The sequence below is a fragment of the Salinispora oceanensis genome (genome assembly GCF_000383575.1).
Classification (GTDB): Bacteria; Actinomycetota; Actinomycetes; order Mycobacteriales; family Micromonosporaceae; genus Micromonospora; species Micromonospora oceanensis.
The window spans coordinates 1,120,825-1,142,692 of the sequence record NZ_KB911579.1 but is presented as its reverse complement, the minus strand read 5'-3'; the positions used below and the strand labels follow the sequence as shown (position 1 = coordinate 1,142,692).

Below are 21,868 nucleotides of genomic sequence, written 5' to 3'. Positions count from 1 at the left end.
CCCCCTACCGTCTGGAGTCCCCATGCGTGACGTGGTCGAGATCGGGCTGGGCAAGACCGCGCAGCGCGGCTACCACCTGGACGACATCGCGATCGTGCCGAGCCGCCGTACCCGCGATGTTGACGATGTGTCGACGGCCTGGCAGCTCGATGCGTACCCGTTCGGCATCCCCTGCGTCGGTCACCCCTCCGACGCGACGATGAGCCCGGCCTCGGCGGTGCGGCTCGGCCAGCTCGGTGGCCTCGGTGTGCTCAACGTGGAGGGTCTCTGGACCCGATACGAGAACCCGGCGAAGGTGCTGGCGGAGTTGGCCAGCCTGGGCGAGGACGGCACGAACCCGTCGCCCCGCCCCACCCGCACCGGCGCGACCGGGCCGCACCACACCCGGCGGCTTCAGGAGGTGTACGCCGAGCCGATCCGCGCGGACCTGATCGCCGAGCGGGTTCGTGAGCTGCGGGCCGGCGGCCAGACGGTGGCGGTACGGGTCTCGCCGCAGCACACCCTGGCGCTCGCCCCGGTGATCCTCGACGCCGGGGTGGACATCCTGGTGATCCAGGGCACCATCGTCTCCGCCGAGCACGTCTCCACCACCGACGAGCCGCTGAACCTCAAGGAGTTCATCGCCGACCTCGACCTGCCGGTGGTCGTCGGCGGCTGCACCGACTACAAGACCGCCCTGCACCTGATGCGCACCGGCGCCGCCGGGGTGATCGTGGGGATCGGCGGTGACGACTGGTCAACCACCGAGTCGGTGCTGGGTATCCGGGTGCCGATGGCCACCGCGATCGCCGACGCCGCCGCGGCCCGCCGGGACTACCTGGACGAGACCGGCGGCCGCTATGTCCACCTGATCGCCGATGGTGACATCCGGACGTCCGGCGACATCGCCAAGGCACTTGGCTGCGGCGCCGACGCGGTGATGCTGGGTGAGCCGCTCTCGCTCTGCCCGGAGGCGCCGGCCGGTGGTGCCTGGTGGCACTCGGCCGCCAGCCACCCGGCACTGCCCCGGGGTGCCTTTGAGGCCGCCGGCGAGCCGGTCGGCTCGATGGAACGGCTGCTGTACGGCCCGGCCGACGAGCCGGATGGCCAGCTCAACCTCTTCGGTGGGCTGCGCCGGGCGATGGCCAAGTGCGGCTACCGCGACCTCAAGGAGTTCCAGAAGGTCGGCCTGGTCCTGGATCGTTAAGCGGCGCGGAGGGGCGTCATCGCGCCGGTCGGGTGGTTAGGCTCGACCGGTGCGGTCCACCTCCGCCCGGGCTCGACCCGGCCTCGCCGCCGTCGTGGTGGCGGCGACCCTGCTCACCGGCTGCTCGTCGGCGAATCCGGGCGGCGACTTCCGTCCGGGCGCCGTTGACCTGGGCGACCCGTACGTGCCGGGTGCGGGCAACGGCGGATATGACGTGGAGCACTACCGGCTCGCCGTCGACTACGACCCGGCCAGCGACCGGCTCCGGGGGCAGGCGGCGGTCACCGCCGTCGCCACCCAACCCCTGTCCCGGTTCAACCTGGACCTGCAGGGTCTGGAGGTCACGGCGGTCGGGGTGGATGGGGACCGGGCCCGCCACCGCCGCGACGGCGACGAGCTGGTGGTGACGCCGGCGCGGGGGCTGGCCCAGGGCAGCCGCTTCACCGTCGCGGTCGAATACGCCGGCCGCCCCGGCACCCGGCCGAACGGTCCGTTGGGCGGCGGCGGTTTCCTGCACACCGAGGACGGTGCGATCGCGCTCGGCCAGCCCTACTCGGCCGCCACCTGGTTCCCGGTGAACGACCACCCGAGCGACAAGGCGACGTACGACATCGAGGTCACCGTCCCGGACGGGCTCGCCGCGCTCAGCAACGGGGTGCCCGGGGAGCAGAGCAGCGCCGACGGCCGAACCACCTGGCGCTGGGCGCAGCGGGCCCCGATGGCGAGCTATCTGACCACCTTGGTGATCGGCGCCTACCGGGTGGAGACCGGCACCCACGCCGGGAAGCCGATCGTCACCGCCGTGCCGGAGCAGCTCTCGGAGACCAGCCCGGAGGCCGTCTCGCTGGCCCGTACCGGCGAGATCGCCGACTTCCTGGCCGACCGTTTCGGGCCGTACCCGTTCGACTCCTACGGCGGGGTGGCGGTCGCCGACCCACGGGTGGGGTATGCGTTGGAGACCCAGTCCCGTCCCGTTTACGGCCCCGCCTTCTTCCGCAGCGGGCGGCCCAACTTCGACGTGGTCGTCCACGAACTGGCGCACCAGTGGTTCGGCGACAGCGTGGCGGTGACCCGGTGGCGGGACCTCTGGCTGAACGAGGGGTTCGCCACCTACGCCGAGTGGCTCTGGGCGGAGCACCAGGGGGGTCGGTCGGTGCAGCGTACCTTCGAGGACCGGTACGCGGTGACAGACTGGTCGCTGCCGGCCCTGGACCCGGGGCTGGAGCAGATGTTCGGCACCGCCGTCTACCAGCGCGGGGCGCTGACCGTGCACGCCCTGCGGCGGACGGTCGGCGACGACGCCTTCTTCGCCATCCTGCGGGCCTGGACCGCCGAGCGGCGCGACGGTAACGGCACCACCGACGACTTCGTCGAACTGGCCGAGCGGGTCGCCGGCGAGCAACTCGACGGTCTCTTCGACGCCTGGCTCTCCGGCACCACCCGGCCCGCGCTCCCCGAACCGGCCTGAGCTGCCTCTGGCGCGATTGCTACCAGTCGGTAATGATGGGTCAATGCGGTACGACGTGGTCGTCATCGGGTCCGGCTTCGGTGGTGGCGTCGCCGCGCTGCGGCTGGCCGAGAAGGGCTACCGGGTCGGGGTCCTGGAGGCGGGCCGCCGCTTCGCCGACGGTGACTTCCCACAGACGTCCTGGCAACTGCGTCGCTTCGTCTGGGCACCACGACTGGGCTGCTACGGCCTGCAGCGGATCACCCTGCTACGGGCGGGCCGACGCCGGGCCGGTGGCGTGCTGGTGCTCTCCGGCGCCGGGGTGGGCGGCGGTTCCCTGGTCTACGCGAACACGCTGTACGAGCCGCTGGACGCCTTCTTTCAGGATCCGCAGTGGCGGGACATCACCGACTGGCGGGAGGAGCTGACCCGCCACTTCGATCAGGCGAAGCGAATGCTCGGCGTCACCACGTACCCGGAAACCACCGAGGCGGACCGGGCGATGCGGGCGGTGGCGGAGCGGATGGGGGTCGGGCACACCTTCCGGGCCACCCCGGTCGGCGTGCACCTCGGCCGGCCGGGACAGCGGGTGCCCGATCCTTACTTCGGCGGGGCGGGGCCGGAGCGAACCGGCTGCACGCACTGCGGCGCCTGCATGACGGGTTGCCGGTTCGGCGCGAAGAACACGTTGGCCAAGAACTATCTGTGGCTGGCCGAGCGGCTCGGTGCACAGGTGCATCCGTTGACGACCGTGACCGCCGTCGCGCCGGTCGAGGGGGGCGGGTACGCGGTGCACACCCGGCGTACCGGCTCCTGGCTGCGGGGGCACTCGCAGGTGATCCACGCCGACCAGGTGGTCTTCGCCGCCGGTGCGCTGGGTACCCAGCGGCTGCTGCACGGGATGAAGGTGGCGGGGGCGCTGCCGCGGCTCTCGTCCCGCCTCGGCGCGTTGACCCGCACCAATTCGGAGGCGGTTCTCGGCGCGTCGGTGCCCCGGCGGGCGGCGCGGGCGGCGGGGGTCGACTTCACCGAGGGGGTGGCGATCACAAGCTCGTTCCACCCTGATTCGCAGACCCACATCGAGCCGGTCCGCTACGGCCGGGGCTCGAACGCGATGGGGCTGCTCCAGACCCTGTTGGTGGATGGCGGCCCACGCCGGGTGCGCCGCTGGCTGGGCACCCTCGTGCGGCGGCCGCGTGCGGCGGCGCAGATGCTGTCGGTCCGCAACTGGTCTGCGCGTACGGTGATCGCCCTGGTCATGCAGTCGGCGGACAATTCGTTGACCACACGGCTACGCCGTGGGATCGGCGGTCGTCGACGACTCGTCTGTGAACCGGGTCACGGAGCGCCGAACCCGACCTGGATACCAGCCGGTAACCGGGCGGTCCGGCTCTTGGCGGAGGAGATCAACGGGGAGCCGGGTGGTGCGCTCACCGAACCGTTCAATGTTCCGGTCACCGCGCACATTCTGGGCGGCGCGGTGATCGGCGCCACCGAGGAGGACGGCGTGGTGGACCCGTGGCAGCGGGTGTACGGGCACCCCGGGCTGCACGTCGTCGACGGCGCGGCGGTCTCGGCCAATCTCGGGGTGAACCCGAGCCTGACCATCACCGCCCAGGCCGAGCGGGCCATGTCGTACTGGCCGAACCAGGGGGACCCGGATCCCCGCCCTCCACTCGGCTCCCCGTACGTTCGGCTGGCCCCGGTGGCACCGCGCCATCCGGCGGTGCCGGCGCATGCTCCCGGTGCGCTGCGGTAGCACCGGGGGAGACCGCGGCGCGGCGCGGTAGGCGGGGCCGCTGCGCCGACTCGGGTCCCGGGTCCGCGTCGGGCGTGTCGGTGGGTAGGCTTTCTGCACATGAGCACCCCGCGCCCTGTCCTGGTGGTGGACTTCGGAGCCCAGTACGCCCAGCTCATCGCACGGCGGGTACGGGAGGCCCGGGTCTACTCGGAGATCGTCCCGCACACGATGCCGGTGGCCGAGATGCTGGCGAAGGACCCGGCAGCGATCATCCTCTCGGGTGGCCCGTCCAGCGTTTACGCACCCGACGCGCCCGGTGTCGACGCCGGCGTGTTCGAGGCCGGGGTGCCGGTCTTCGGCATCTGTTACGGCTTCCAGGCGATGGCTCAGGCACTCGGGGGCACGGTCGCGCAGACCGGCAACCGGGAGTTCGGCGGCACGGTGCTACGGCCCCGGCCGGAGGCCGGCGTGCTGCTGCGTGACCTCCCTGATGATCTTCCGGTCTGGATGAGCCACGGCGACTGCGTGACGGAGGCGCCGGCTGGCTTCGCGGTGACCGCCGAGTCAGCGGGCGCCCCGGTGGCGGCCTTCGAGGATCGGGCGGGGCGCCGGGCCGGGGTTCAGTTCCACCCGGAGGTCGGGCACACGGCGCACGGCCAGGAGATGCTGACCCGTTTCCTCTACGACATCGCCGGCATCGAGCCCACCTGGACGCCGGAGAACATCATCGACGAGCAGGTGGCCCGGATCCGGGAGCAGGTCGGTGCCAAGGAGGTCATCTGCGGCCTCAGTGGCGGCGTTGACTCCGCGGTCGCCGCGGCGCTGGTGCACCGGGCCATCGGCGACCAGTTGACCTGCGTCTTCGTTGACCATGGTCTGCTTCGGGCGGGCGAGGCCGAGCAGGTGGAGAAGGACTACGTCGCCGCCACCGGAATCAAGCTGCGGGTGGTTGACGCGGCGGACCAGTTCCTGACCGCGTTGGCCGGGGTGACCGATCCGGAGCGGAAGCGCAAGATCATTGGTCGGGAGTTCATCCGGACCTTCGAGGCCGCTGCCCGGGACATCGCCGCCCACGGCGACGTGGAGTTCCTGGTGCAGGGCACCCTCTATCCGGACGTCGTGGAGTCCGGTGGCGGCGCGGGCACGGCCAGCATCAAGAGCCATCACAACGTCGGCGGGCTTCCGGAGGATCTCGGATTCTCCCTGGTCGAGCCGCTGCGTACGCTCTTCAAGGATGAGGTTCGGACACTCGGCCTCCAGTTGGGCCTGCCGGAGGCGATGGTCTGGCGGCACCCGTTCCCCGGGCCGGGGCTCGCCATTCGGATCATCGGTGCGGTGGACCGCGAGCGGCTCGACGTGCTCCGCCGGGCCGACTTCATCGCCCGGCAGGAGCTCAGCGCCGCGGGCCTGGACCGGGGCGTGTGGCAGTTCCCGGTGGTTCTTCTGGCCGACGTACGCAGTGTGGGTGTGCAGGGAGACGGACGCAGCTACGGGCACCCCGTGGTGCTGCGCCCGGTCTCCAGCGAGGACGCGATGACGGCCGACTGGTCGCGGCTGCCGTACGACCTGATTGCCCGGATCTCCACCCGGATCACCAACGAGGTTGCCGAGGTGAACCGGGTGGCTCTGGATGTCACCAGCAAGCCGCCGGGCACCATCGAGTGGGAGTGAGCCGCGTTCATCTGACGGGGGAGCCGGGGGCTGCGGCCCCGGCCCCGATCAGGTGGGGGTGGCGGTGGTCGTCGCCCCGGGGGTAGCCGGGTGCGGCCAGGCCGGCGTGCCCGCCGGCTCCGCCGGCATCAGGAACCACATGATCGGGTACGCGAGCACCGCGATCCCGCCGGTGAACAGGCCGGTCACCGCGAAGATGACCCGAACCAGCGTGGGGTCGACGTTGAGGTAGCGGCCGACACCACTGGCCACCCCGGCGACTATCCGGTCGGTGGTGGGGCGACGGAGCTGTTTGTACGGGGGCTGGGGAGTTCCGGTGCCGGTCATCTCCTCATAGTGGCTCGCCCCACTCCGGGCGACCTCGGTGATTTCCCGGGGCCTTACCCTGAGCTGCCCCTCGTTCGCGAGCCGGGAGTCATGAATCCGACCCTTTTCGGCGTCGGTGGCGGGGAGCGGGGAGAATTTAGCTCTGTGACCCTCATGCTGGAGCCGCTTCGTAGGATTGCGGCGTACGCGGTTTGTACTAACTCGGCCGGTCAGGTGCTGCTGGTCCGTGCCTCGCAGCGTTCCGGCACACCCGGTACCTGGTCGCTGCCCGGGGGCGCGGTGGACCACGGTGAGGACCCCTGCGACACGGTCGTGCGGGAAACCGCCGCCGAGACCGGGCTGTCGGTCAGCGTCGCCACCCTCACCGACGTGCTCGCCGACATGCGCGCGTTACCTGAGCGGGGCATCACGATCCACACCGACCGCCTGCTCTACCAGGTGTCGGTGCGGGGCGGGACGCTCGCCGACCGCGCTGACCAGCCGACCGACCTGGCCCGCTGGTTCACCCCGGAGCAGGCCCGCGAGTTGCCCCTGCGCTCGTTCACGGCGCGGGCTCTCGGCCTGCCCGCCTCGTCGGCGGACATCGTTCCGGACGAGCCGCCCGAGTTTCCCTCCTTCTACGCGGTCGAGGGGCCGGACGGCCTGCACCGGGCGCAGCGCTTCGCCGCGTACGCGGTAGTCACCGACCCAGACGAGCGGGTCCTGCTCACCCGCGTCTCGGACGGATATCCGGGTGCCGGTTGTTGGCACCTGCCGGGCGGCGGAACGGACTACGGTGAGCAGCCGGGCGCGGCCCTCATCCGTGAGTTGGTCGAGGAGACTGGGCAGACCGGGCGGTTGGTGGAGCTACTTGGCGTGGCGAGTCACCGGGACGCCGCCTCGCTCGGTCCGGAGGGCTACCCGATCGACTGGCACGGGGTCCGTGCCTTCTACCGGGTTGTGGTTGACCGCCCCGCCCCGCCCACCGTGATCGATGTTGGTGGATCAACCTGTGAGGCTCGCTGGTTCGCGAAGGAGGAGCTGGGCGCCCTCCCGGTAGATCGGCTGACCGAGGTTACGGCCGAGGCGGTCCAGGCCGCCCGGCTGACCTGACCGCCCCAGCCGGGCGTTCTCGGAGCTATCGTCGGACCGCGGTGACAACGTCTCATCGGTGCGGTGCAGAGCGGGGGCAGGGTGCAGCAGCAGCGGCGGATAGCGGCACATGGGGTGCTGCGGGATGACGGCGGGCAGGTGCTACTCGTACGGAGCTCGGACGGGCACCCGGGCCGGGATGCCTGGCGGCTGCCGGGCGGGGGGGTTCGGCACGCTGAGCATCCCGCCGCCGCGGTCGTCCGCGGGTTCGCCGAGGAGACCGGGCTGGTCGTGATGGTGACCGGGATCCGGGCGGCGGTAGCGGACCTGGCCACCTCCGCCGCCGGAGCCGGGCTGCACACCGACCGGTTGGTGTTCGACGTGACCGTGACGACGGGGGAAGCGGTCCCGCCAGAGCAGGGCGGCGCCGGGCTGGGCTGGTTCCCGCCCGACGCGGCGGCGGTTCCCGTGATGCCGTTCACGGCGGAGCTACTCGGCCTGCTGGGCACACCTTTGCCGCCGAGCTTGTCCCACGTGCTGCCGTCGCCGTCAACCGCTCCGGCGTCGATCAACCCCGCGTCAGCCGCTCCGGCATCGGGCGGTCCGCCGTCGACTGCTCCGGCGTCGATCCCTCGGCGGCGCCGGTTCGGCGCGTACGGGCTGGTCACCGACCCGGCTGGTCGGGTGCTACTGACGTTGATCGCGGAGGGCTACCCGGGCGCTGGCAGCTGGCACCTGCCCGGCGGGGGCACCGACTACGGTGAGGCGCCAGAGACAGGGCTGCTCCGCGAACTGGCGGAGGAGTCCGGTCAGGTCGGCCGGGTGGTCCAGCTGGTCGGGGTGGATAGCCTCCACCACCCGGGGGTGATCGGACCGGAGGGCCGCCCGTTGGACTGGCAAACAATTCGGGTCATCTACACGGTCGTGGTGGACGAGCCGACCGAGGCGCGGGTGCTGGAGCTAGCCGGCGGGTCAACCGCGCGGGCGAGCTGGTTCACCGTCGCTGAGCTCGCGGGGCTGCGGCTTAGCGATATCGCTGCCCGGATGGTGGCCGAGCTCCGCTGAGCATCCTGGTTCGGCGGCGGCCTGGGTGGCCGATCAGGTGGATGCGCGACGCCCCGGTTTCCGAAATTGGGGCATTGCGGGTGCCGAAGAGCTCTCGTCATGGTGGTGCCGCTGGGCTCCGGTACATTTGGGTGCGGGAGTTAACGGTGTAACGGGCGATGCGATCCGGGTTGAGAGTAAGAGGGCGGTTCGCGCGGTTTAAGGGAGTTTTAAGTACCACCGGCAGCTATCGCCAAGCCCCGTTTGCCTGTGCGATGGTGTAGCCCGCAAAACGGCTGCTGGGCCAGGAGGGTCCGGCACGAGACAGCCGGACGCCCCGCCGTTACGGCGGTGTGCCGGTCCGGTGATGGAGGGAACGTGCCGAGAGCCCCCTGGCGCCGGCGTCGTACGACAGACAGTCCACGTCCTGCAGGGCGTCGATGGGCAGGGCCGTTGCGGCGCAGCGGCACGATCGCCCGTCAGGTGCTGTGGGTCCGGGCAGGTCGCCATGACGGTGGCCTCCGTGCCGCCGTTGACCGGCCGTTGATCGAGCGCCGGTTCCCGAAGCGCCGCTACCCGCGGTACGACGCCGAGGTGGAGGCGGTCGTCCCGGTCAGCCCTGCTGTCGTCCCGGCCCCGCCGGTGGACGAAGTGGCGGCGGTCGTCCCGGTCAGCCCTGCTGTCCTCCCGGCCCCGCCGGTGAACGAGGCGGTGGCGATCGCGATCCCGCTCCTTCCCGGCGCGCGGACGGCGGCCCGGCGAATGAAATTCGTGCTGGTCAACGGCTGCACCCTCGCCAGTCTTACTCTCGGCATGCTGGCGATCTTCCTGGCCATGCAGGGCGAGGTGCGGCCAGCAGCCCTCTGCCTGATCGCCTGCGTCGCCTTCGACGGTCTCGACGGCGCCCTCGCCCGCCGACTCGGCGTAGCCAGCCCGTTCGGCGCCCAGATGGACTCGTTGGCCGACATGTGCTCCTTCGGCCTCGCAGCCCCGGTCGTGGTTTACGCCTCACTGGCCGGCTCGGTGCCGCCGGCCGCCGCCGCGGTGGCCTGCGCGCTCGTCGCGTCCTGCGCCGCGATCCGCCTCGCCCGGTTCAATGTCTCGCCGAAGGACGGCCGCTTCTTCTGTGGTGTGCCCACCACCATGGCCGCCGCGATGCTGGCCCTGACCGTCGCCATCGGGTTGCCGGTGTCCGGGCTGGTCCTGCTCGGCGGGGTGGCGCTGCTCGCCTTCGCGATGGTCTCCAGCTTTCCGTATGCGAAGCTCGCTCGCCTGGTGAAGCTGCCGCCTTGGGTGTGGCTGGTTCCGGTGGTCGGTGCGCTGGTCGACATCCGGCTCACCTTCGCCCTGGTCGTGGCGGGCTACCTGCTCAGCGGTCCGGTGCTCTGGCTGCGACAGCGCCGCACCATCTGATCCGTTACGCGACGGGACGCCGTGGTGTCACGGCGTCCCGGGCAGCCTCTTCCGTCCCCCGTCGCGGTCAGTGCCAGCGGGCGATCACCGACGACCCACCGATGACCCGGTCGCCGGGCCCGACCAGCGGCTGCGCCCCATCGGCCGGCAGGTAGACGTCGGTGCGTGAGCCGAACCTGATCAACCCAAACCGCTCGCCTTTGGCGAGCAGCGACCCGACGGGTGCCCGCTGCACGATTCGTCGGGCGATCAAACCAGTACGTTGCGCTACAACCACCGTTCCGTTGGTGGTGTCCAACACCGTGTACGCGGCGACGTTGTGTTCCGCATCGGGCTTCATCGCGTTGGCGAAGCCGCCGTCGGTTACGAAGTAGTCGACCACCTTGCCCGCCACCGGGGAGCGGTTGACGTGGACGTCGAGCACCGACAGGAACACGGCGATCCGCAGCCACTCGCCGTCGCCGAACCGCTCGTCGGAGAGCCGTTGTACCGAGAGCACCTTGCCGTCGGCCGAGGCGACCACCGCGGACGGATCCGCTGACACCTCCCGCTCCGGGTCCCGGAAGAAGGCGGCGACTGGTGCGGCGGCGAGGGCCGGCAGCAGCCACAGCTTCGAGGTTGGCCGGGCGGCGCGGGCCACCGCCGCCAGCCCGAGGGCGATTCCGGCGGCAGCCACCCCGTTGCTGTCGATGTGCATCGTGCGGGTCAGCGGCACGCTGGAGGGCCGGTACGCCGGGGCCATCCCCACCGCCGCCGCCGCGTTGGCCGGGCTGAAGCGGAGTCGGTAGACCCGCAGCGGCGGGTTGTTGCGCAGCAGCAGGTCGCTACCGACGCCGTGTAGCGCGGCCTGGCGCTCCAACTCATCGCCCGCGTCGCCGGTGCGCCTGGTGAAGGCGGGTGTGGCGACGCTTAACGTGGCTCCGGTGTCGAGGTACTTGCCAAGCCCGTCGAGGGTGGCGCGAGTCTCCTCCACCGTCCCGGTGAGCGGTTCGCCGATGATCGCCACTGCCGCGGCCTCGGCTTCGGCGTCGGCCAGCGCGTCAACGACCCGGACCCGGTCGGCTACCCAGGGCCCGTGCGCGGCTAGGTGCTCGCGCAGTATCCCGGCGTCCGACGACCCGGCCGGCACGACGGTGAGCGTGTCACCGGGCAACAGCGCCGCGATCGTCGCGGCGAGCACCGGGGACTCCGGGCTGGCGTCAACCAGCAGGGCAGCCTTCGGCGCGTTGATCCGGGCGAGTTCCGCGACGAGGACACGGGCGGCGCGCTCGCCGATGCGGACCGGACCGGAGCGACCGGTGGGAAGCACGGCGGGGGACTGGGTCATGTCGGACAGGCTCCTGACGGGGTCGGGACGACGGGTTGGTGAAATCGGCGCGATCGGGCGTCGGGTCGGCGTCCCCGCGGGTGGGCTGCCGGGACCGAGTCGGCGAGTGCGCGGTGGGGGCGGGCGCCACCGGCCAGCATATGCCCCGAGTCGTGCCGACCCCGCGTCGCGCTCAGCGCCGGTCCCCCTCCGCCGGACCGGGTTCCGGCATCGCCCCGGTTGGCGGGGCCATCGTCGCCGGAGCGGCCGGGCTGCCGGAACGGGCCGCGCGAAGCGCCCCGACCAAGCCCAGCACGCCGATGAGTAGCAGCGCTCCGGCCAGGAACCAGCCCACCGGGGGGAGCGTGAACTCGAGTAACCGGGCGACCAGCCACCAGGCGGCGAAGAGAAGGAAGAGCAGTCCGAAGATCAGAGACACCAAGTCGGTGCGGTGGGCCTTCATCGGGTCACCTCCAGCTTGCCGACATCAATCTGAACGAAGAGGCGCAGCGTCCCGCCGCCGGGGCCGTCCGCCCCCAGATCGGTGCTCTCGCGTAGCACACCGGTGGAGGCGCCGCGCTTGTCGACGCGTTGGTCGAAGATGACCGCGTCGCCGACGCTGACGGTCGCGGTGACGGTGGTATCAACGTTCGGGGGCAGTACCACGGTGGCCTCCCCGGCTGTGACCGCCACCGTGATCTCGCTGTGCTTCCCGGTGAAGTCCACCGAGCGCAGGTCGAGCAGGGAGCTTCCGACGCTGTTCTCGTACCGGCTCGCGAGCTCGGCGTGGTTGGCAGGAGCCCAGGTCACCGCTTGGTTCACTGCGTGGAACCGGTCGGACTCGGCTACGGTGGCCACCCCCAGTGCGGCGGCCGTGATCAGGCCGAGCGCGATGAGCCAGCGGGCCCGGCCGAACCAGGCGCCGACGAGTAGGCCGAGGCCGATGGTGGCCAGGACCGCCGCGAAGTACGCGGACGCGCCGAGGGCGGGTACGCCGGTCAGGTCCAGTACGGCCAGCAGCCCGAGGATGAGGAAGACCAGCGAGAAGGTCACCCCGCCGAGCGCGGACCGTTCCCGCGGTCGCTTTCGCTCCGGCCGGGGGGCCGGCGGTGGCGCCGGCGGTGGGGGCGGCGAGGCGTACGGCCCATGCGGGGCGAACGGGGGGCGGAAGCCGCCGGGTGGAGCCTCGGGCGCTGTCGGTGCCTGCGGTGGGGCCCAGGTCGGCCAGGGCTGCGGTGGTGCAACGGGCGGTCTGGACCGGCCCGGACGTTCCCGGTTGAGCAGCAGCGCGCCGCTGATCAGGATCGCCGCGCCGAGCAGCACGGCCCGGAACGTGTCGGTGACGATGAAGGCGAAGCTGACCGCCACCAGGATGCCGAGCACGATCACGGTGACCGGGGACATGCTGGAGCGTCCCCGGCCCAGCATCGACTCGACCGGTGAGGCGGTGTCCCCCTCGCCCGGGATGACCAGCCAGGCGGAGACGTACACCAGGATGCCGATGCCGCCGAAGAAGCCGAGCACCGCAAGCAGCACCCGCCAGAGCACCGGATCGGTGTTCGTCGCCCGGCCGATCGCCGCGCAGACGCCGGCCAGGTAGCGGCCGTCGTGCGGTCGGACCAGCCCGTACCGCGAGGTGAAGCCGCTGCCTCCGGGCGGCGGAGGGGGCGGGCCCCCGGACGGCGGAGGGGGTGGGCCTCCGGGCGGGCCCCCGGGCGGCGGCTCCCCCGTCGGCGCTGCGGATGGTGACGTCGCCCCGGTTGGCTGGTGCTGGGCGGCTTCCTCGGTCATGGCCTCGATCCTGCTCCCTCGTCGCCTGGCCGGCCTCCGGCGGAGACCCTGACCTCACCCTGAGATCCGGAGAGCAGGATCTCCGGGACGCCCCCGTGGTCGAGCGGTGACCTGGCGTGTGACGATCGGAACCGGCGGCGCGTGCCGCTCGCCGGCGAAACCCGCCGCGACTAGCTAGGGAGCCCCCGATCAGTGCCGTGATCAACTCGTCGCCGCGCCTCTATCGCGCCCGCGAGCACCGGATCGCTGCTGGGGTGGCGGCGGGGATCGCCGGGCACCTTCGCATTCCGGTGCTCTGGGTCCGGGTCGCGTTCCTGGTGTTGCTCGGCTTCAACGGCCTCGGGCTGTTGCTGTACGCGGCCTTCTGGGCGGTGGTGCCGGTGCGGCCGGGGGACACCGCCGCCCCGCCCCGTCGCGACGTGGCTCAGCTGCTGCCGTTCGTGGCGATCGGCCTGGTGGTGCTGATCCTCCAGATGATCCTCTTTGATTCGGCGGGTGCTACCGGTGTGGCCGGTACCGCCGGCTGGCTGGTCACGATCATCGCGGTCGGGGCCGGGTTGATCTGGCACCAGTCCGCACCGCAGCGGCGACGACAGTGGGGCGGGACGCTGCCGGTGCCCTGGCTGAGCGCGGTGGTGGAGGAGAGCGACCGGCGGGCGTTCGTGCTCCGATTCATCGGCGGCGGAATCCTGGTCGCGGTGGGGGCGATCGGGGTGGCGGCGGTGTACTCGCCGGCGCAGAACTTCGACGCGGTGCTCAACGGCGTGATCTTTGCCCTGGTCGGTCTGGCAGGTGTCGGGGTGGTGGCCGCGCCGGTGCTCTGGCGCACCTGGAACCAGCTCCGGTCGGAGCGGGAGGGACGGATCCGGGAGCAGGAGCGGGCGGAACTGGCCGCCATGGTGCATGACCAGGTGCTGCACACCCTCGCGTTGATCCAGCGAAACGCCAGCGACGGGAAGATGGTGACGCGGCTGGCCCGGGGCCAGGAACGCTCGCTGCGTAACTGGCTCTACCGGCCGACGGCTTCGCCGACGGAGCGCTTCGCGGCGGCGCTGGAGCAGGCGGCGGCCGAGGTGGAAGACACGTATGGGATCACGGTGGAGACGGTGGTCGTCGGTGACCGGGAGACCGACGAGCGGGTCGGCGCGTTGGTGGCCGCCGCCCGCGAGGCGCTGGTAAACGCGGCCCGGCACGCTGGGGTGCAGACCGTCTCGCTCTACGCCGAGGTCGAACCCGAGCAGGTCAGCGTCTTCGTCCGGGATCGGGGGAGGGGCTTCGACCCGACTACGGTGGAGGACCACCGGCACGGCGTTCGGGGCTCGATCATCGGGCGGATGAAGCGACACGGTGGCCGGTCGGAGCTCCGCTCCGAGCCCGGGGAGGGGACCGAGATCCGGTTGATCCTGCCGATCTCCCGCGACGGGTCCACGGCGGAGAGGAGTAGGTGAATGGCGGAGCAGGCACCAGGCGCAGCGGCGGAAGGCGGGGCCGCCGCACGGCGGTTGCGCGTCTTCCTCGTTGACGATCACGCGATGTTTCGGGCCGGAGTCCGCGTCGAGCTGGGTGCGCATGTCGACGTGGTGGGCGAGGCGAGCACGGTGGGGGAGGCGGTCAGTCGGATCGCCGCCACCGAACCCGACGTGGTGTTGCTTGACGTGCACATGCCGGAGGGGGGCGGCCGGGCGGTGCTCGAGGCCATCCGGCGCACGCACCCGCACGTGCGGTTCCTTGCGCTCAGCGTCTCGGACGCGGCCGAGGACGTGATCGGGCTGATCCGCGCTGGCGCCCGTGGCTACGTCACCAAGACGATCTCACCGGACGAGCTGGCGGCGGCGGTCCGCCGGGTCGCCGAGGGCGATGCCGTCTTCAGCCCTCGGCTGGCCGGTTTCGTGTTGGACGCCTTCGCCGCGCGCCCGGACGCGCCGGTCTCCGACCCGGAGCTGGACCAGCTGACCAACCGGGAGCGGGAGGTGCTGCGTCTGCTCGCTCGCGGGTACGCGTACAAGGAGATCGCCAAGGAGCTCTACATCTCGATCAAGACGGTCGAGACGCATGTGTCGAACGTGCTTCGCAAGCTCCAGATGTCCAGCCGCTACGAGTTGTCCCGTTGGGCGGCGGATCGTCGGCTCATCTGAGCCGCCCGCCAGTGTTGCCGGTGTGGGCGAGCAGGTGCCGGTGTTTGTCGTTGTCGATGTTGTTTCCGCAGCTCTTACCACGCTTGCCTGGAGTCGATGAACCCACCTCCGGGTGGATGTACACACCGTCCCGGCCAGATATCGGGTTGATAACACGCCTTCCCGCTAGCGCGCGTCCGGTGTCACAGTGGCAGGCACCTCACACCCCCTCGTGAGCTGAGCGCCCTGAGGAGGCACTCCCAATGCGCGGGAAATTCCTGAAGGTGGCGGTCGCGGCGACCGCCACCGCTATGTTGGCCACCGCCTGTGGCAGCGGCTCGGGCGATGGCGGCAGTGATGCCGGTGGCACGCTTCGCGTTTACGCGTCGGAGCCGGCGTTCCTACTGCCGTCGAATGGCAACGACGAGCCGTCGATCTACGTGATCCGTCAGCTCTACCGTGGCCTGGTCAAGTACAACGCCGAGACTGGTGAAGTCGAGAACGACCTGGCCGACTCGATTGAGTCGGAGGACCAGAAGCTCTGGACGGTCAAGCTGAAGGACGGCTACACCTTCGACAACGGTGAGCCGGTCGACGCCGACTCCTTCATCCGCTCGTGGAACTACGCCGCTTACGGGCCGAACGCCCAGAACAACGGCTACTTCATGAAGCGCATCGCCGGTTTCGGCGACGTCACGTCCGAGGACCCGGACGGTGAGGGGCCGGAGAAGGCCCCGGCGCCGACGGCCGAGACGATGTCCGGCCTGAAGAAGGTCGACGACCTGACCTTCACCGTCGAGCTCAGCGAGCCGTTCACCGGCTTCCCGACCACGGTCGGCTACGTCGGCTTCTTCCCGATGGCGCAGGCCTGCATCGACGACGCGGACACCTGCAACGAGACGCCGATCGGCAACGGCCCTTACAAGATCGACGGTACCTGGGAACGCAACGTCGAGATCAACCTGGTCCGCAGCGACAGCTGGAACGGTGAGCCGGGCAAGCCCGACGGAATCAACTACCGGCTCTTCGCCGACGTGGACAGCGGCTACGCCGCCTTCCAGGCCGGCGAGCTGGACGTGATGTACACGATCCCGCCGGCGCGATTCAAGGACGCCAAGGCCAGCTACGGCGATCGGCTGTACGAGCAGGCTGGTGACAGCTTCAACTACGTCGGCCTGCCGCTGTACAACGAGAACTTCAAGGACAAGCGCGTCCGGCAGGCGCTCTCGTTGGCGATCGACCGCCAGTCGATCGTGGACGCGGTCTTTGACGGCCGGTACGCCCCGGCTACCGGTTTCGTCGCGCCGAGCTACCAGGGCGCGCGCGAGGGTGTCTGCACCTACTGCCAGAAGGACGTCGAGAAGGCCAAGGCGCTGCTCGCCGAGGCCGGCGGCTGGAAGGGCGACAAGCTGGTCCTGTGGGCCAACGCGGGTGCTGGCCACGAGGCCTGGCTGCAGGCGGTTGGCGACCAGATCAAGGGCGTGCTGGGGATCGACTACGAGCTGAAGGTCAACCTGCAGTTCCCCGAGTACCTGGAGACGGCCGACAACGAGCAGCTCACCGGCCCGTTCCGGCTCGGCTGGGGCCCGGACTACCCGTACCTGGAGACCTACCTGTCTCCGATCTACGGCACTGGTGCCCACAGCAACCACACCACCTTCAGCAACCCCGAGTTCGACAAGCTGATGAAGCAGGGTGACTCCGCCGCGACCATCGACGAGGCGCTCGCCCTCTACCAGCAGGCTGAGGATGTCCTGGCTGAGGAACTGCCGGTCATCCCGATGTTCTGGCGGAAGGAGGCGGCGATCTACAGCGAGAACGTCGACACCTTCGTCTGGAACCAGGTCGCTGGCGCCGACTACGGTGCGACCTCGCTGAAGTAGAACCGCGCTTCAGCCATCTGATCCAGCCGTAAGAAGGATGTGGCGGCAACGGTCACCCCACCAGGGTGATCGTTGTCGCCATATCAGCGCCGAGAGGAGACCCCGACATGGGGCGCTACGTCATTCGACGGTTGCTCCAGTTCATCCCGACCGTGCTGGGCACCATGTTCCTGCTCCACTACATGACCTCGCTGGCGATCCAGTTCAGCGGTAACCCGGTCCGGGCGCTCTTCGGCGACCGGACCCCACCGCCGGCCCTGCTCCAGGCGGTCACCGAGCGACTCGGCTACGGTGACCCCTGCCTCGAGCAGAAGGGCAACCCCTGCTTCGGGCTCTTCCTCGACCGGGTGAGTGGAGTCTTCCTGCACTTTGACTTCGGCATCAACATGCGGCGGCAGGAGGTCACCGAGCTGGTGGCCAACGCCGTTCCGTTCACCCTCAAGCTCTTGTTGATCGCGATCATCTTCGAGGCCGCCGTCGGTATCGCGGCCGGCGTGTGGGCGGGTCTGCGGGGCGGCAGCTTCGCCGACAACCTGGTGAAGATCAGCACCGTCTTCGTGATCTCTGTGCCGATCTTCGTGCTCGGTGTGGTGGTGCGAGAGTTCGTCGGGGTCAAGTTCGGCAACGTCCTGCGTGATCAGGAGTGGATCCCCGACGTCATCGCGTACGGGTTCTTCAGCCCCGGGTTCAAGCCGGACTACCCCTTCGCCAGCCTGCTGATCCCCGGCATGGTGCTCGGCTCGGTCGCGCTCGCCACCACCGCGCGCCTGACCCGGACCAGCATCATGGAGAACATCCGCGCCGACTTCGTCCGGACCGCGCGGGCAAAGGGCCTGGCGAACAAGCGGGTCATCGGCGTGCACACGCTGCGTAACTCGCTGATTCCCGTGATCACGTACCTCGGCGTCGACATCGGTTCGGCGATGGCCGGCGCGGTGGTCACCGAGACCATCTTCAACGTGCCCGGTATCGGCCGGCTGGTGACGGCCGCCGCCCGTACCGGGGAATCACCGGTGATCATCGGCGTGGTGACCATGCTGGTGCTGGTCATTCTGCTCGTCAACCTGTTGGTCGACCTCCTGTACGCCGTGCTCGACCCGAGGATCCGCTATGAGTGACGGCACCGTGGTCAGTAACCGGTGGCCGGCGATCCCGGCGATCCCGGCGATCCGCGGCAGGGCGAAGCGAAACGAGGTGTGGACATGAGTGATGCGACGAGTGCCGGCACCGCTGTCGGCGGTGCCCCGGGCTCCGGCGACGGCCGGGCCCCGGGAGAGAAGAGCAGGAGCGGCAAGGAGCGCAACGCCAGCCTGTGGGCGGATGCCCGCCGGCAGCTGGTCCGCGACCCGGTTTTCATGATCGCCATCCTGTACATCTTCGTGGTCGGCACGATGGCGGCCTTCCCGAAGCTCTGGACCAGTCAGGATCCCCGGGCGTGTGACACCGACCAGTCCCGGCTCGCGCCGAGCTGGGAACATCCGTTCGGCTTCAACATTCAGGGCTGCGACTACTACTCGCACGCCATCTACGGCGCTCGGCCATCGATGGTGATCGCGATCATGGCAACCGGGGGCATCGTGCTCTTCGGCGGCCTGATGGGACTCCTCGCCGGCTACTACGGCGGCTGGGTCGACGGGATCATTTCCCGGTTGATGGACATCTTCTTCTCGCTGCCGTTCCTGCTCGGTGCGATCGTCTTCCTGACCCTGATCAAGCAGCAGAACGTCGTGACCATCGCCCTGGTGCTGTTCCTGCTGAGCTGGCCGACGATCGCCCGGATCATCCGCGGTAGCGTCATCTCCTCAAAGGACCTGGACTACGTGCAGGCCGCGAGGGCGGTCGGGGCGGGCAATGGTCGGTTGATGTTCCGGCACATCCTGCCGAACGCGATCGCGCCGATGTTGGTGTACGCCACGATCGTGCTGGGTTCGTTCGTGGCCGCGGAGGCCACGCTGACCTTCCTCGGTATCGGGCTCCAGCCACCGGCGCAGTCCTGGGGCATCATGATCTCGGCCCACGACGTCTACTTCCTGGAGGACCCGTGGCTGCTGCTCTTCCCCTGCGGGCTGTTGATTGGCACGGTGCTGTCCTTCATTCTTATGGGTGACGCCCTGCGTGACGCCCTCGACCCGAAGTTCCGGTGAGCGCCATGAGCACTGATGTGAACGTCAAGCTGGACGCCCTGCCCGGCCTTGACTCAAATGCGTTGCCGCTCGAGGTCAAGGATCTGCACGTCGAGTTCCGTACCCGCAACGGCATCGCCCGCGCGGTCAACGGCGTCAGCTTCAGCCTGCGGGCCGGCGAGACCCGAGCGATTCTCGGTGAGTCCGGCTGCGGTAAGAGCGTCACCGCCCAGGCGATTATGGGGATCCTGGACAGCCCACCCGGGTTCGTCACCGGTGGGGAGATCCGCTACCGCGGCGTCGACCTGCTCAAGCTTCGGGAGGAGCAGCGGCGTAAGGTCCGCGCCAACCGGGTCGCGATGATCTTCCAGGACGCCCTCTCCGCGCTGAACCCGGTCTTCACGGTCGGCTTCCAGCTCGGTGAGCTGTTCCGCAAGCACCGGGGCATGTCCCGGGCGGACAGCAAGGCGCGCGCTGTCGAGCTGCTTGACCTGGTCAAGATTCCGGCGGCGAAGCAGCGGGTGAACGAGTACCCGCACCAGTTCTCCGGTGGTATGCGCCAGCGCGTCATGATCGCTATGGCGTTGGCGCTGGACCCGGAGGTGTTGATCGCCGACGAGCCGACCACCGCCCTGGACGTCACCGTGCAGGCCCAGATCATGTCCCTCCTCGCCGAGTTGCAGCAGGAACGGAACATGGGCCTGCTGCTGATCACGCACGACATGGGTGTGGTCGCCGACGTGGCGGACCAGATCTCGGTGATGTACGCCGGCCGGGTCATTGAGGAGGCTCCGGTCCGGGACATCTACGAGAGCCCGTCCCACCCGTACACCAAGGGCCTGCTGGAGTCGATTCCCCGCCTGGACCTCAAGGGGCAGGAACTCTCCGCCATCAAGGGTTTGCCGCCGCTGCTGACCGACATCCCGAAGGGCTGCGCGTTCAACCCCCGGTGCCGGTACGCGAAGGATGCCTGCCGTCAGGACCCGGTGCCACCGCTGCATCGGGTGGCCCCGGCCCGAAGCTCCGCCTGCCACTTCTGGAAGGAGGTCCAGGCCGATGTCTGACATCGTGCTGGAGGCCCGTGACCTGGTGAAGCACTTCCCGCTCACCCAGGGGATCCTCTTCAAGCGGCAGATCGGTGCGGTCCGCGCGGTTGACGGGATCAACCTGCAGCTGCGCCGGGGTGAGACCCTGGGCATCGTCGGCGAGTCCGGCTGCGGCAAGTCGACCCTGGCCCGGATGTTGGTGGGGCTGGAGACCCCCACCTCCGGTGACCTGTTCGTGCAGGGCCGGAACATGGCGAAGGTCGGCGGCGCCGAGCGGCGTCGCGGCCGGCGCAACATCCAGCTGGTGATGCAGGACCCGTACACCTCACTCAACCCGCGGATGACCGTCGGCGACATCATCGGCGAGCCGTTCGAGGTGCACTCCGAGGTGCTGGAGAAGCCGAAGCGGCGGGCCCGGGTGCAGGAGCTGCTGGATCTGGTCGGTCTGAACCCCGATCACATCAACCGGTATCCGCACCAGTTCTCCGGCGGCCAGCGCCAGCGCATCGGTATCGCCCGCGCGCTGGCGCTCAACCCGGAGATCATCTTGTGCGATGAGCCGGTCTCCGCCCTGGACGTGTCGATCCAGGCGCAGGTGATCAACCTGCTGGAGAAGCTCCAGAAAGAGTTGGGGCTGTCGTACATCTTCATCGCGCATGACCTGTCCGTGGTGCGGCACATCGCCGACCGGGTCGCGGTGATGTACCTCGGTCGGGTCGTTGAGATCGGCACCGAGGACCAGATCTACGAGAACCCCACCCACCCGTACACGCAGGCGCTGCTCTCGGCGGTGCCGGTGCCGGATCCGAAGCTGCGGGGTATGCGGGACCAGATCGTGCTGACCGGCGATGTTCCGTCGCCGGCCAACCCGCCCTCCGGCTGCCGTTTCCGGACCCGCTGCTGGAAGGCGCAGGAGATCTGCGCTCAGCGGGAGCCGGAGCTGGCCGTCCGGCAGAGTTCGGACCACCCGAGCGCCTGCCACTTCGCCGAGGTTCGGGACGTGGTGCACGCGCAGCGGTAACAGCGCCACAGCGATCGGGGCGTCGGCCAGACCTGGCCGACGCCCCGATCCTGTCTCACCACCGGGCCGTCGGATCAGAGCGGGCCGCGGCCGGCGCGGAGCAGCAGGAGGGCGACCTGGGTGCCGTCCGCCCCCAGCGCGGCCCGGAAGCGTTCCAGGATCTCCTGCTCCCGAGAGAGCACCAGGCGGGTGCCGCCGGAGGCCATGCGGGTCACGCCAACCTGCTGGGAGAGTCGTGCCCGCTCCTGCCAGAGTTCGATCAGGGTGCCGTCGATCTCGTCGATCCGTTGCCGGATATTCGCGATCTGCGCTGCGGCCAGTGGCTCCTTCGTGCCGGCATCGCGACCGGCGGTGCCCTCCGCGCCATTCGTTCCGTCCGTGCTGCCGCTCTGCTCCGCCACGCCTGTCATCATCGTCGTCCCCTTCGGGTGTCGGGCGCTGGTGCCCGGATCCCGAGACGAAAAGGCCCCGGGCTCGCGAGCCCGGGGCCTTTTCGTAGGTCTTTGTTGATCAGCTGTGACCTACGGCTACCGGACTCTCCGGGCCGTAGTAAAAGTAGTCGCGCTGATCGAACACGGGCCCGAGTATGCCCTGTTCCGCCGTGGGCCGCAAGAAAAGCTCTCCAGAGAGGCGGGTGTCACCGGAGGGGAGGACCGGGGGCGGTGGGCGAGCGCACCGTCGCAC

General features: G+C 70.0%; 19 protein-coding genes. 14 read left to right on the top strand and 5 right to left on the bottom strand.

The genetic code is table 11. The features are described from left to right. Nucleotides 1-22 precede the first annotated feature (22 nt). The 4 genes from SALPAC4_RS0105075 (at nucleotide 23) to guaA (ending at nucleotide 6,045) form a co-directional block, all read left to right on the top strand. Entirely contained in the window at nucleotides 23-1,186 is a 1,164-nt protein-coding gene (locus tag SALPAC4_RS0105075) for a GuaB3 family IMP dehydrogenase-related protein (protein WP_018729180.1), read from the top strand. A gap of 49 nt (nucleotides 1,187-1,235) precedes the next feature. Then, nucleotides 1,236-2,654 (top strand): M1 family metallopeptidase, encoded by a 1,419-nt coding sequence (locus SALPAC4_RS0105070; RefSeq protein WP_019869420.1) that lies wholly within the window; start codon nucleotides 1,236-1,238, stop codon nucleotides 2,652-2,654. Nucleotides 2,655-2,697: 43 nt separating this feature from the next. Next, complete coding sequence (locus tag SALPAC4_RS0105065; RefSeq protein WP_019869419.1) at nucleotides 2,698-4,392, top strand: GMC oxidoreductase; 1,695 nt, start codon at nucleotides 2,698-2,700, stop codon at nucleotides 4,390-4,392. 99 nt (nucleotides 4,393-4,491) lie between these two features. Next, nucleotides 4,492-6,045, top strand: coding sequence for a glutamine-hydrolyzing GMP synthase (gene guaA, locus SALPAC4_RS0105060; protein ID WP_019869418.1), 1,554 nt, complete (start codon nucleotides 4,492-4,494; stop codon nucleotides 6,043-6,045). A 48-nt stretch (nucleotides 6,046-6,093) separates the two neighbouring features. Here guaA and SALPAC4_RS0105055 read toward each other — a convergent pair whose 3' ends face one another. Beyond that, entirely contained in the window at nucleotides 6,094-6,372 is a 279-nt protein-coding gene (locus SALPAC4_RS0105055) for a PspC domain-containing protein (RefSeq protein WP_018735867.1), read from the bottom strand. Nucleotides 6,373-6,516: 144 nt separating this feature from the next. Here SALPAC4_RS0105055 and SALPAC4_RS0105050 point away from each other — a divergent pair, with 144 nt between their 5' ends. The 3 genes from SALPAC4_RS0105050 (at nucleotide 6,517) to SALPAC4_RS0105040 (ending at nucleotide 9,900) form a co-directional block, all read left to right on the top strand. Then, complete coding sequence (locus tag SALPAC4_RS0105050; RefSeq protein ID WP_019869417.1) at nucleotides 6,517-7,464, top strand: NUDIX hydrolase; 948 nt, start codon at nucleotides 6,517-6,519, stop codon at nucleotides 7,462-7,464. An 81-nt stretch (nucleotides 7,465-7,545) separates the two neighbouring features. After that, the gene (locus SALPAC4_RS0105045; RefSeq protein ID WP_019869416.1) at nucleotides 7,546-8,508 is read left to right on the top strand and encodes an NUDIX domain-containing protein; all 963 of its coding nucleotides are present in this window, start codon (nucleotides 7,546-7,548) and stop codon (nucleotides 8,506-8,508) included. Between the two features lie 432 nt (nucleotides 8,509-8,940). Continuing rightward, nucleotides 8,941-9,900, top strand: a complete 960-nt coding sequence (locus SALPAC4_RS0105040; RefSeq protein WP_019869415.1) for a CDP-alcohol phosphatidyltransferase family protein — start codon at nucleotides 8,941-8,943, stop codon at nucleotides 9,898-9,900. A gap of 67 nt (nucleotides 9,901-9,967) precedes the next feature. On the opposite strand, the gene SALPAC4_RS0105035 is transcribed toward SALPAC4_RS0105040, so the two are convergent. The 3 genes from SALPAC4_RS0105035 to SALPAC4_RS0105025 all read right to left on the bottom strand — a co-directional run bounded on the left by SALPAC4_RS0105035 (nucleotide 9,968) and on the right by SALPAC4_RS0105025 (nucleotide 12,997). Continuing rightward, a complete protein-coding gene (locus SALPAC4_RS0105035) occupies nucleotides 9,968-11,227 on the bottom strand; it encodes a phosphatidylserine decarboxylase (RefSeq protein WP_019869414.1) in 1,260 nt (419 codons plus the stop codon). A gap of 172 nt (nucleotides 11,228-11,399) precedes the next feature. After that, entirely contained in the window at nucleotides 11,400-11,669 is a 270-nt protein-coding gene (locus SALPAC4_RS0105030) for a hypothetical protein (RefSeq protein WP_019869413.1), read from the bottom strand. Further along, nucleotides 11,666-12,997, bottom strand: coding sequence for a PspC domain-containing protein (locus tag SALPAC4_RS0105025; RefSeq protein WP_027644392.1), 1,332 nt, complete (start codon nucleotides 12,995-12,997; stop codon nucleotides 11,666-11,668). The genes SALPAC4_RS0105030 and SALPAC4_RS0105025 overlap by 4 nt, the downstream gene beginning before the upstream one ends. A 197-nt stretch (nucleotides 12,998-13,194) precedes the next feature. Between SALPAC4_RS0105025 and SALPAC4_RS0105020 the strand changes: the two genes are divergently transcribed. The 7 genes from SALPAC4_RS0105020 to SALPAC4_RS0104985 all read left to right on the top strand — a co-directional run bounded on the left by SALPAC4_RS0105020 (nucleotide 13,195) and on the right by SALPAC4_RS0104985 (nucleotide 21,184). Continuing rightward, on the top strand, nucleotides 13,195-14,445 hold the full coding sequence (locus SALPAC4_RS0105020) for a sensor histidine kinase (protein ID WP_019869411.1): 1,251 nt from the start codon (nucleotides 13,195-13,197) through the stop codon (nucleotides 14,443-14,445). Further along, on the top strand, nucleotides 14,446-15,132 hold the full coding sequence (locus SALPAC4_RS0105015) for a response regulator (protein ID WP_018735861.1): 687 nt from the start codon (nucleotides 14,446-14,448) through the stop codon (nucleotides 15,130-15,132). A gap of 242 nt (nucleotides 15,133-15,374) precedes the next feature. Further along, nucleotides 15,375-16,994, top strand: coding sequence for a peptide ABC transporter substrate-binding protein (locus tag SALPAC4_RS0105010; RefSeq protein ID WP_019869410.1), 1,620 nt, complete (start codon nucleotides 15,375-15,377; stop codon nucleotides 16,992-16,994). 107 nt (nucleotides 16,995-17,101) lie between these two features. Next, the gene (locus SALPAC4_RS0105005; RefSeq protein ID WP_019869409.1) at nucleotides 17,102-18,112 is read left to right on the top strand and encodes an ABC transporter permease; all 1,011 of its coding nucleotides are present in this window, start codon (nucleotides 17,102-17,104) and stop codon (nucleotides 18,110-18,112) included. An 84-nt stretch (nucleotides 18,113-18,196) separates the two neighbouring features. After that, nucleotides 18,197-19,138, top strand: coding sequence for an ABC transporter permease (locus SALPAC4_RS0104995; RefSeq protein ID WP_027644393.1), 942 nt, complete (start codon nucleotides 18,197-18,199; stop codon nucleotides 19,136-19,138). Between the two features lie 5 nt (nucleotides 19,139-19,143). Then, entirely contained in the window at nucleotides 19,144-20,181 is a 1,038-nt protein-coding gene (locus SALPAC4_RS0104990; RefSeq protein ID WP_019869407.1) for an ABC transporter ATP-binding protein, read from the top strand. Next, entirely contained in the window at nucleotides 20,174-21,184 is a 1,011-nt protein-coding gene (locus tag SALPAC4_RS0104985; RefSeq protein ID WP_018744211.1) for an ABC transporter ATP-binding protein, read from the top strand. The genes SALPAC4_RS0104990 and SALPAC4_RS0104985 overlap by 8 nt, the downstream gene beginning before the upstream one ends. Before the next feature lie 74 nt (nucleotides 21,185-21,258). Here the strand turns inward: SALPAC4_RS0104985 and SALPAC4_RS0104980 are convergent, their stop codons facing one another. Further along, the gene (locus SALPAC4_RS0104980) at nucleotides 21,259-21,597 is read right to left on the bottom strand and encodes a chorismate mutase (protein ID WP_033664561.1); all 339 of its coding nucleotides are present in this window, start codon (nucleotides 21,595-21,597) and stop codon (nucleotides 21,259-21,261) included. Nucleotides 21,598-21,868: the final 271 nt, after the last annotated feature.

Bases quoted from the DNA above. Each gene is read 5' to 3' on its own strand.
- SALPAC4_RS0105075 (WP_018729180.1), top strand. From the start codon at position 23: ATGCGTGACGTGGTCGAGATCGGGCTGGGCAAGACCGCGCAGCGCGGC.
- SALPAC4_RS0105065 (WP_019869419.1), top strand. From the start codon at position 2,698: ATGCGGTACGACGTGGTCGTCATCGGGTCCGGCTTCGGTGGTGGCGTC.
- guaA (WP_019869418.1), top strand. From the start codon at position 4,492: ATGAGCACCCCGCGCCCTGTCCTGGTGGTGGACTTCGGAGCCCAGTAC.
- SALPAC4_RS0105055 (WP_018735867.1), bottom strand. From the start codon at position 6,372: ATGACCGGCACCGGAACTCCCCAGCCCCCGTACAAACAGCTCCGTCGC.
- SALPAC4_RS0105035 (WP_019869414.1), bottom strand. From the start codon at position 11,227: ATGACCCAGTCCCCCGCCGTGCTTCCCACCGGTCGCTCCGGTCCGGTC.
- SALPAC4_RS0105030 (WP_019869413.1), bottom strand. From the start codon at position 11,669: ATGAAGGCCCACCGCACCGACTTGGTGTCTCTGATCTTCGGACTGCTC.
- SALPAC4_RS0105025 (WP_027644392.1), bottom strand. From the start codon at position 12,997: ATGACCGAGGAAGCCGCCCAGCACCAGCCAACCGGGGCGACGTCACCA.
- SALPAC4_RS0105015 (WP_018735861.1), top strand. From the start codon at position 14,446: ATGGCGGAGCAGGCACCAGGCGCAGCGGCGGAAGGCGGGGCCGCCGCA.
- SALPAC4_RS0105010 (WP_019869410.1), top strand. From the start codon at position 15,375: ATGCGCGGGAAATTCCTGAAGGTGGCGGTCGCGGCGACCGCCACCGCT.
- SALPAC4_RS0105005 (WP_019869409.1), top strand. From the start codon at position 17,102: ATGGGGCGCTACGTCATTCGACGGTTGCTCCAGTTCATCCCGACCGTG.
- SALPAC4_RS0104995 (WP_027644393.1), top strand. From the start codon at position 18,197: ATGAGTGATGCGACGAGTGCCGGCACCGCTGTCGGCGGTGCCCCGGGC.
- SALPAC4_RS0104990 (WP_019869407.1), top strand. From the start codon at position 19,144: ATGAGCACTGATGTGAACGTCAAGCTGGACGCCCTGCCCGGCCTTGAC.
- SALPAC4_RS0104985 (WP_018744211.1), top strand. From the start codon at position 20,174: ATGTCTGACATCGTGCTGGAGGCCCGTGACCTGGTGAAGCACTTCCCG.
- SALPAC4_RS0104980 (WP_033664561.1), bottom strand. From the start codon at position 21,597: ATGATGACAGGCGTGGCGGAGCAGAGCGGCAGCACGGACGGAACGAAT.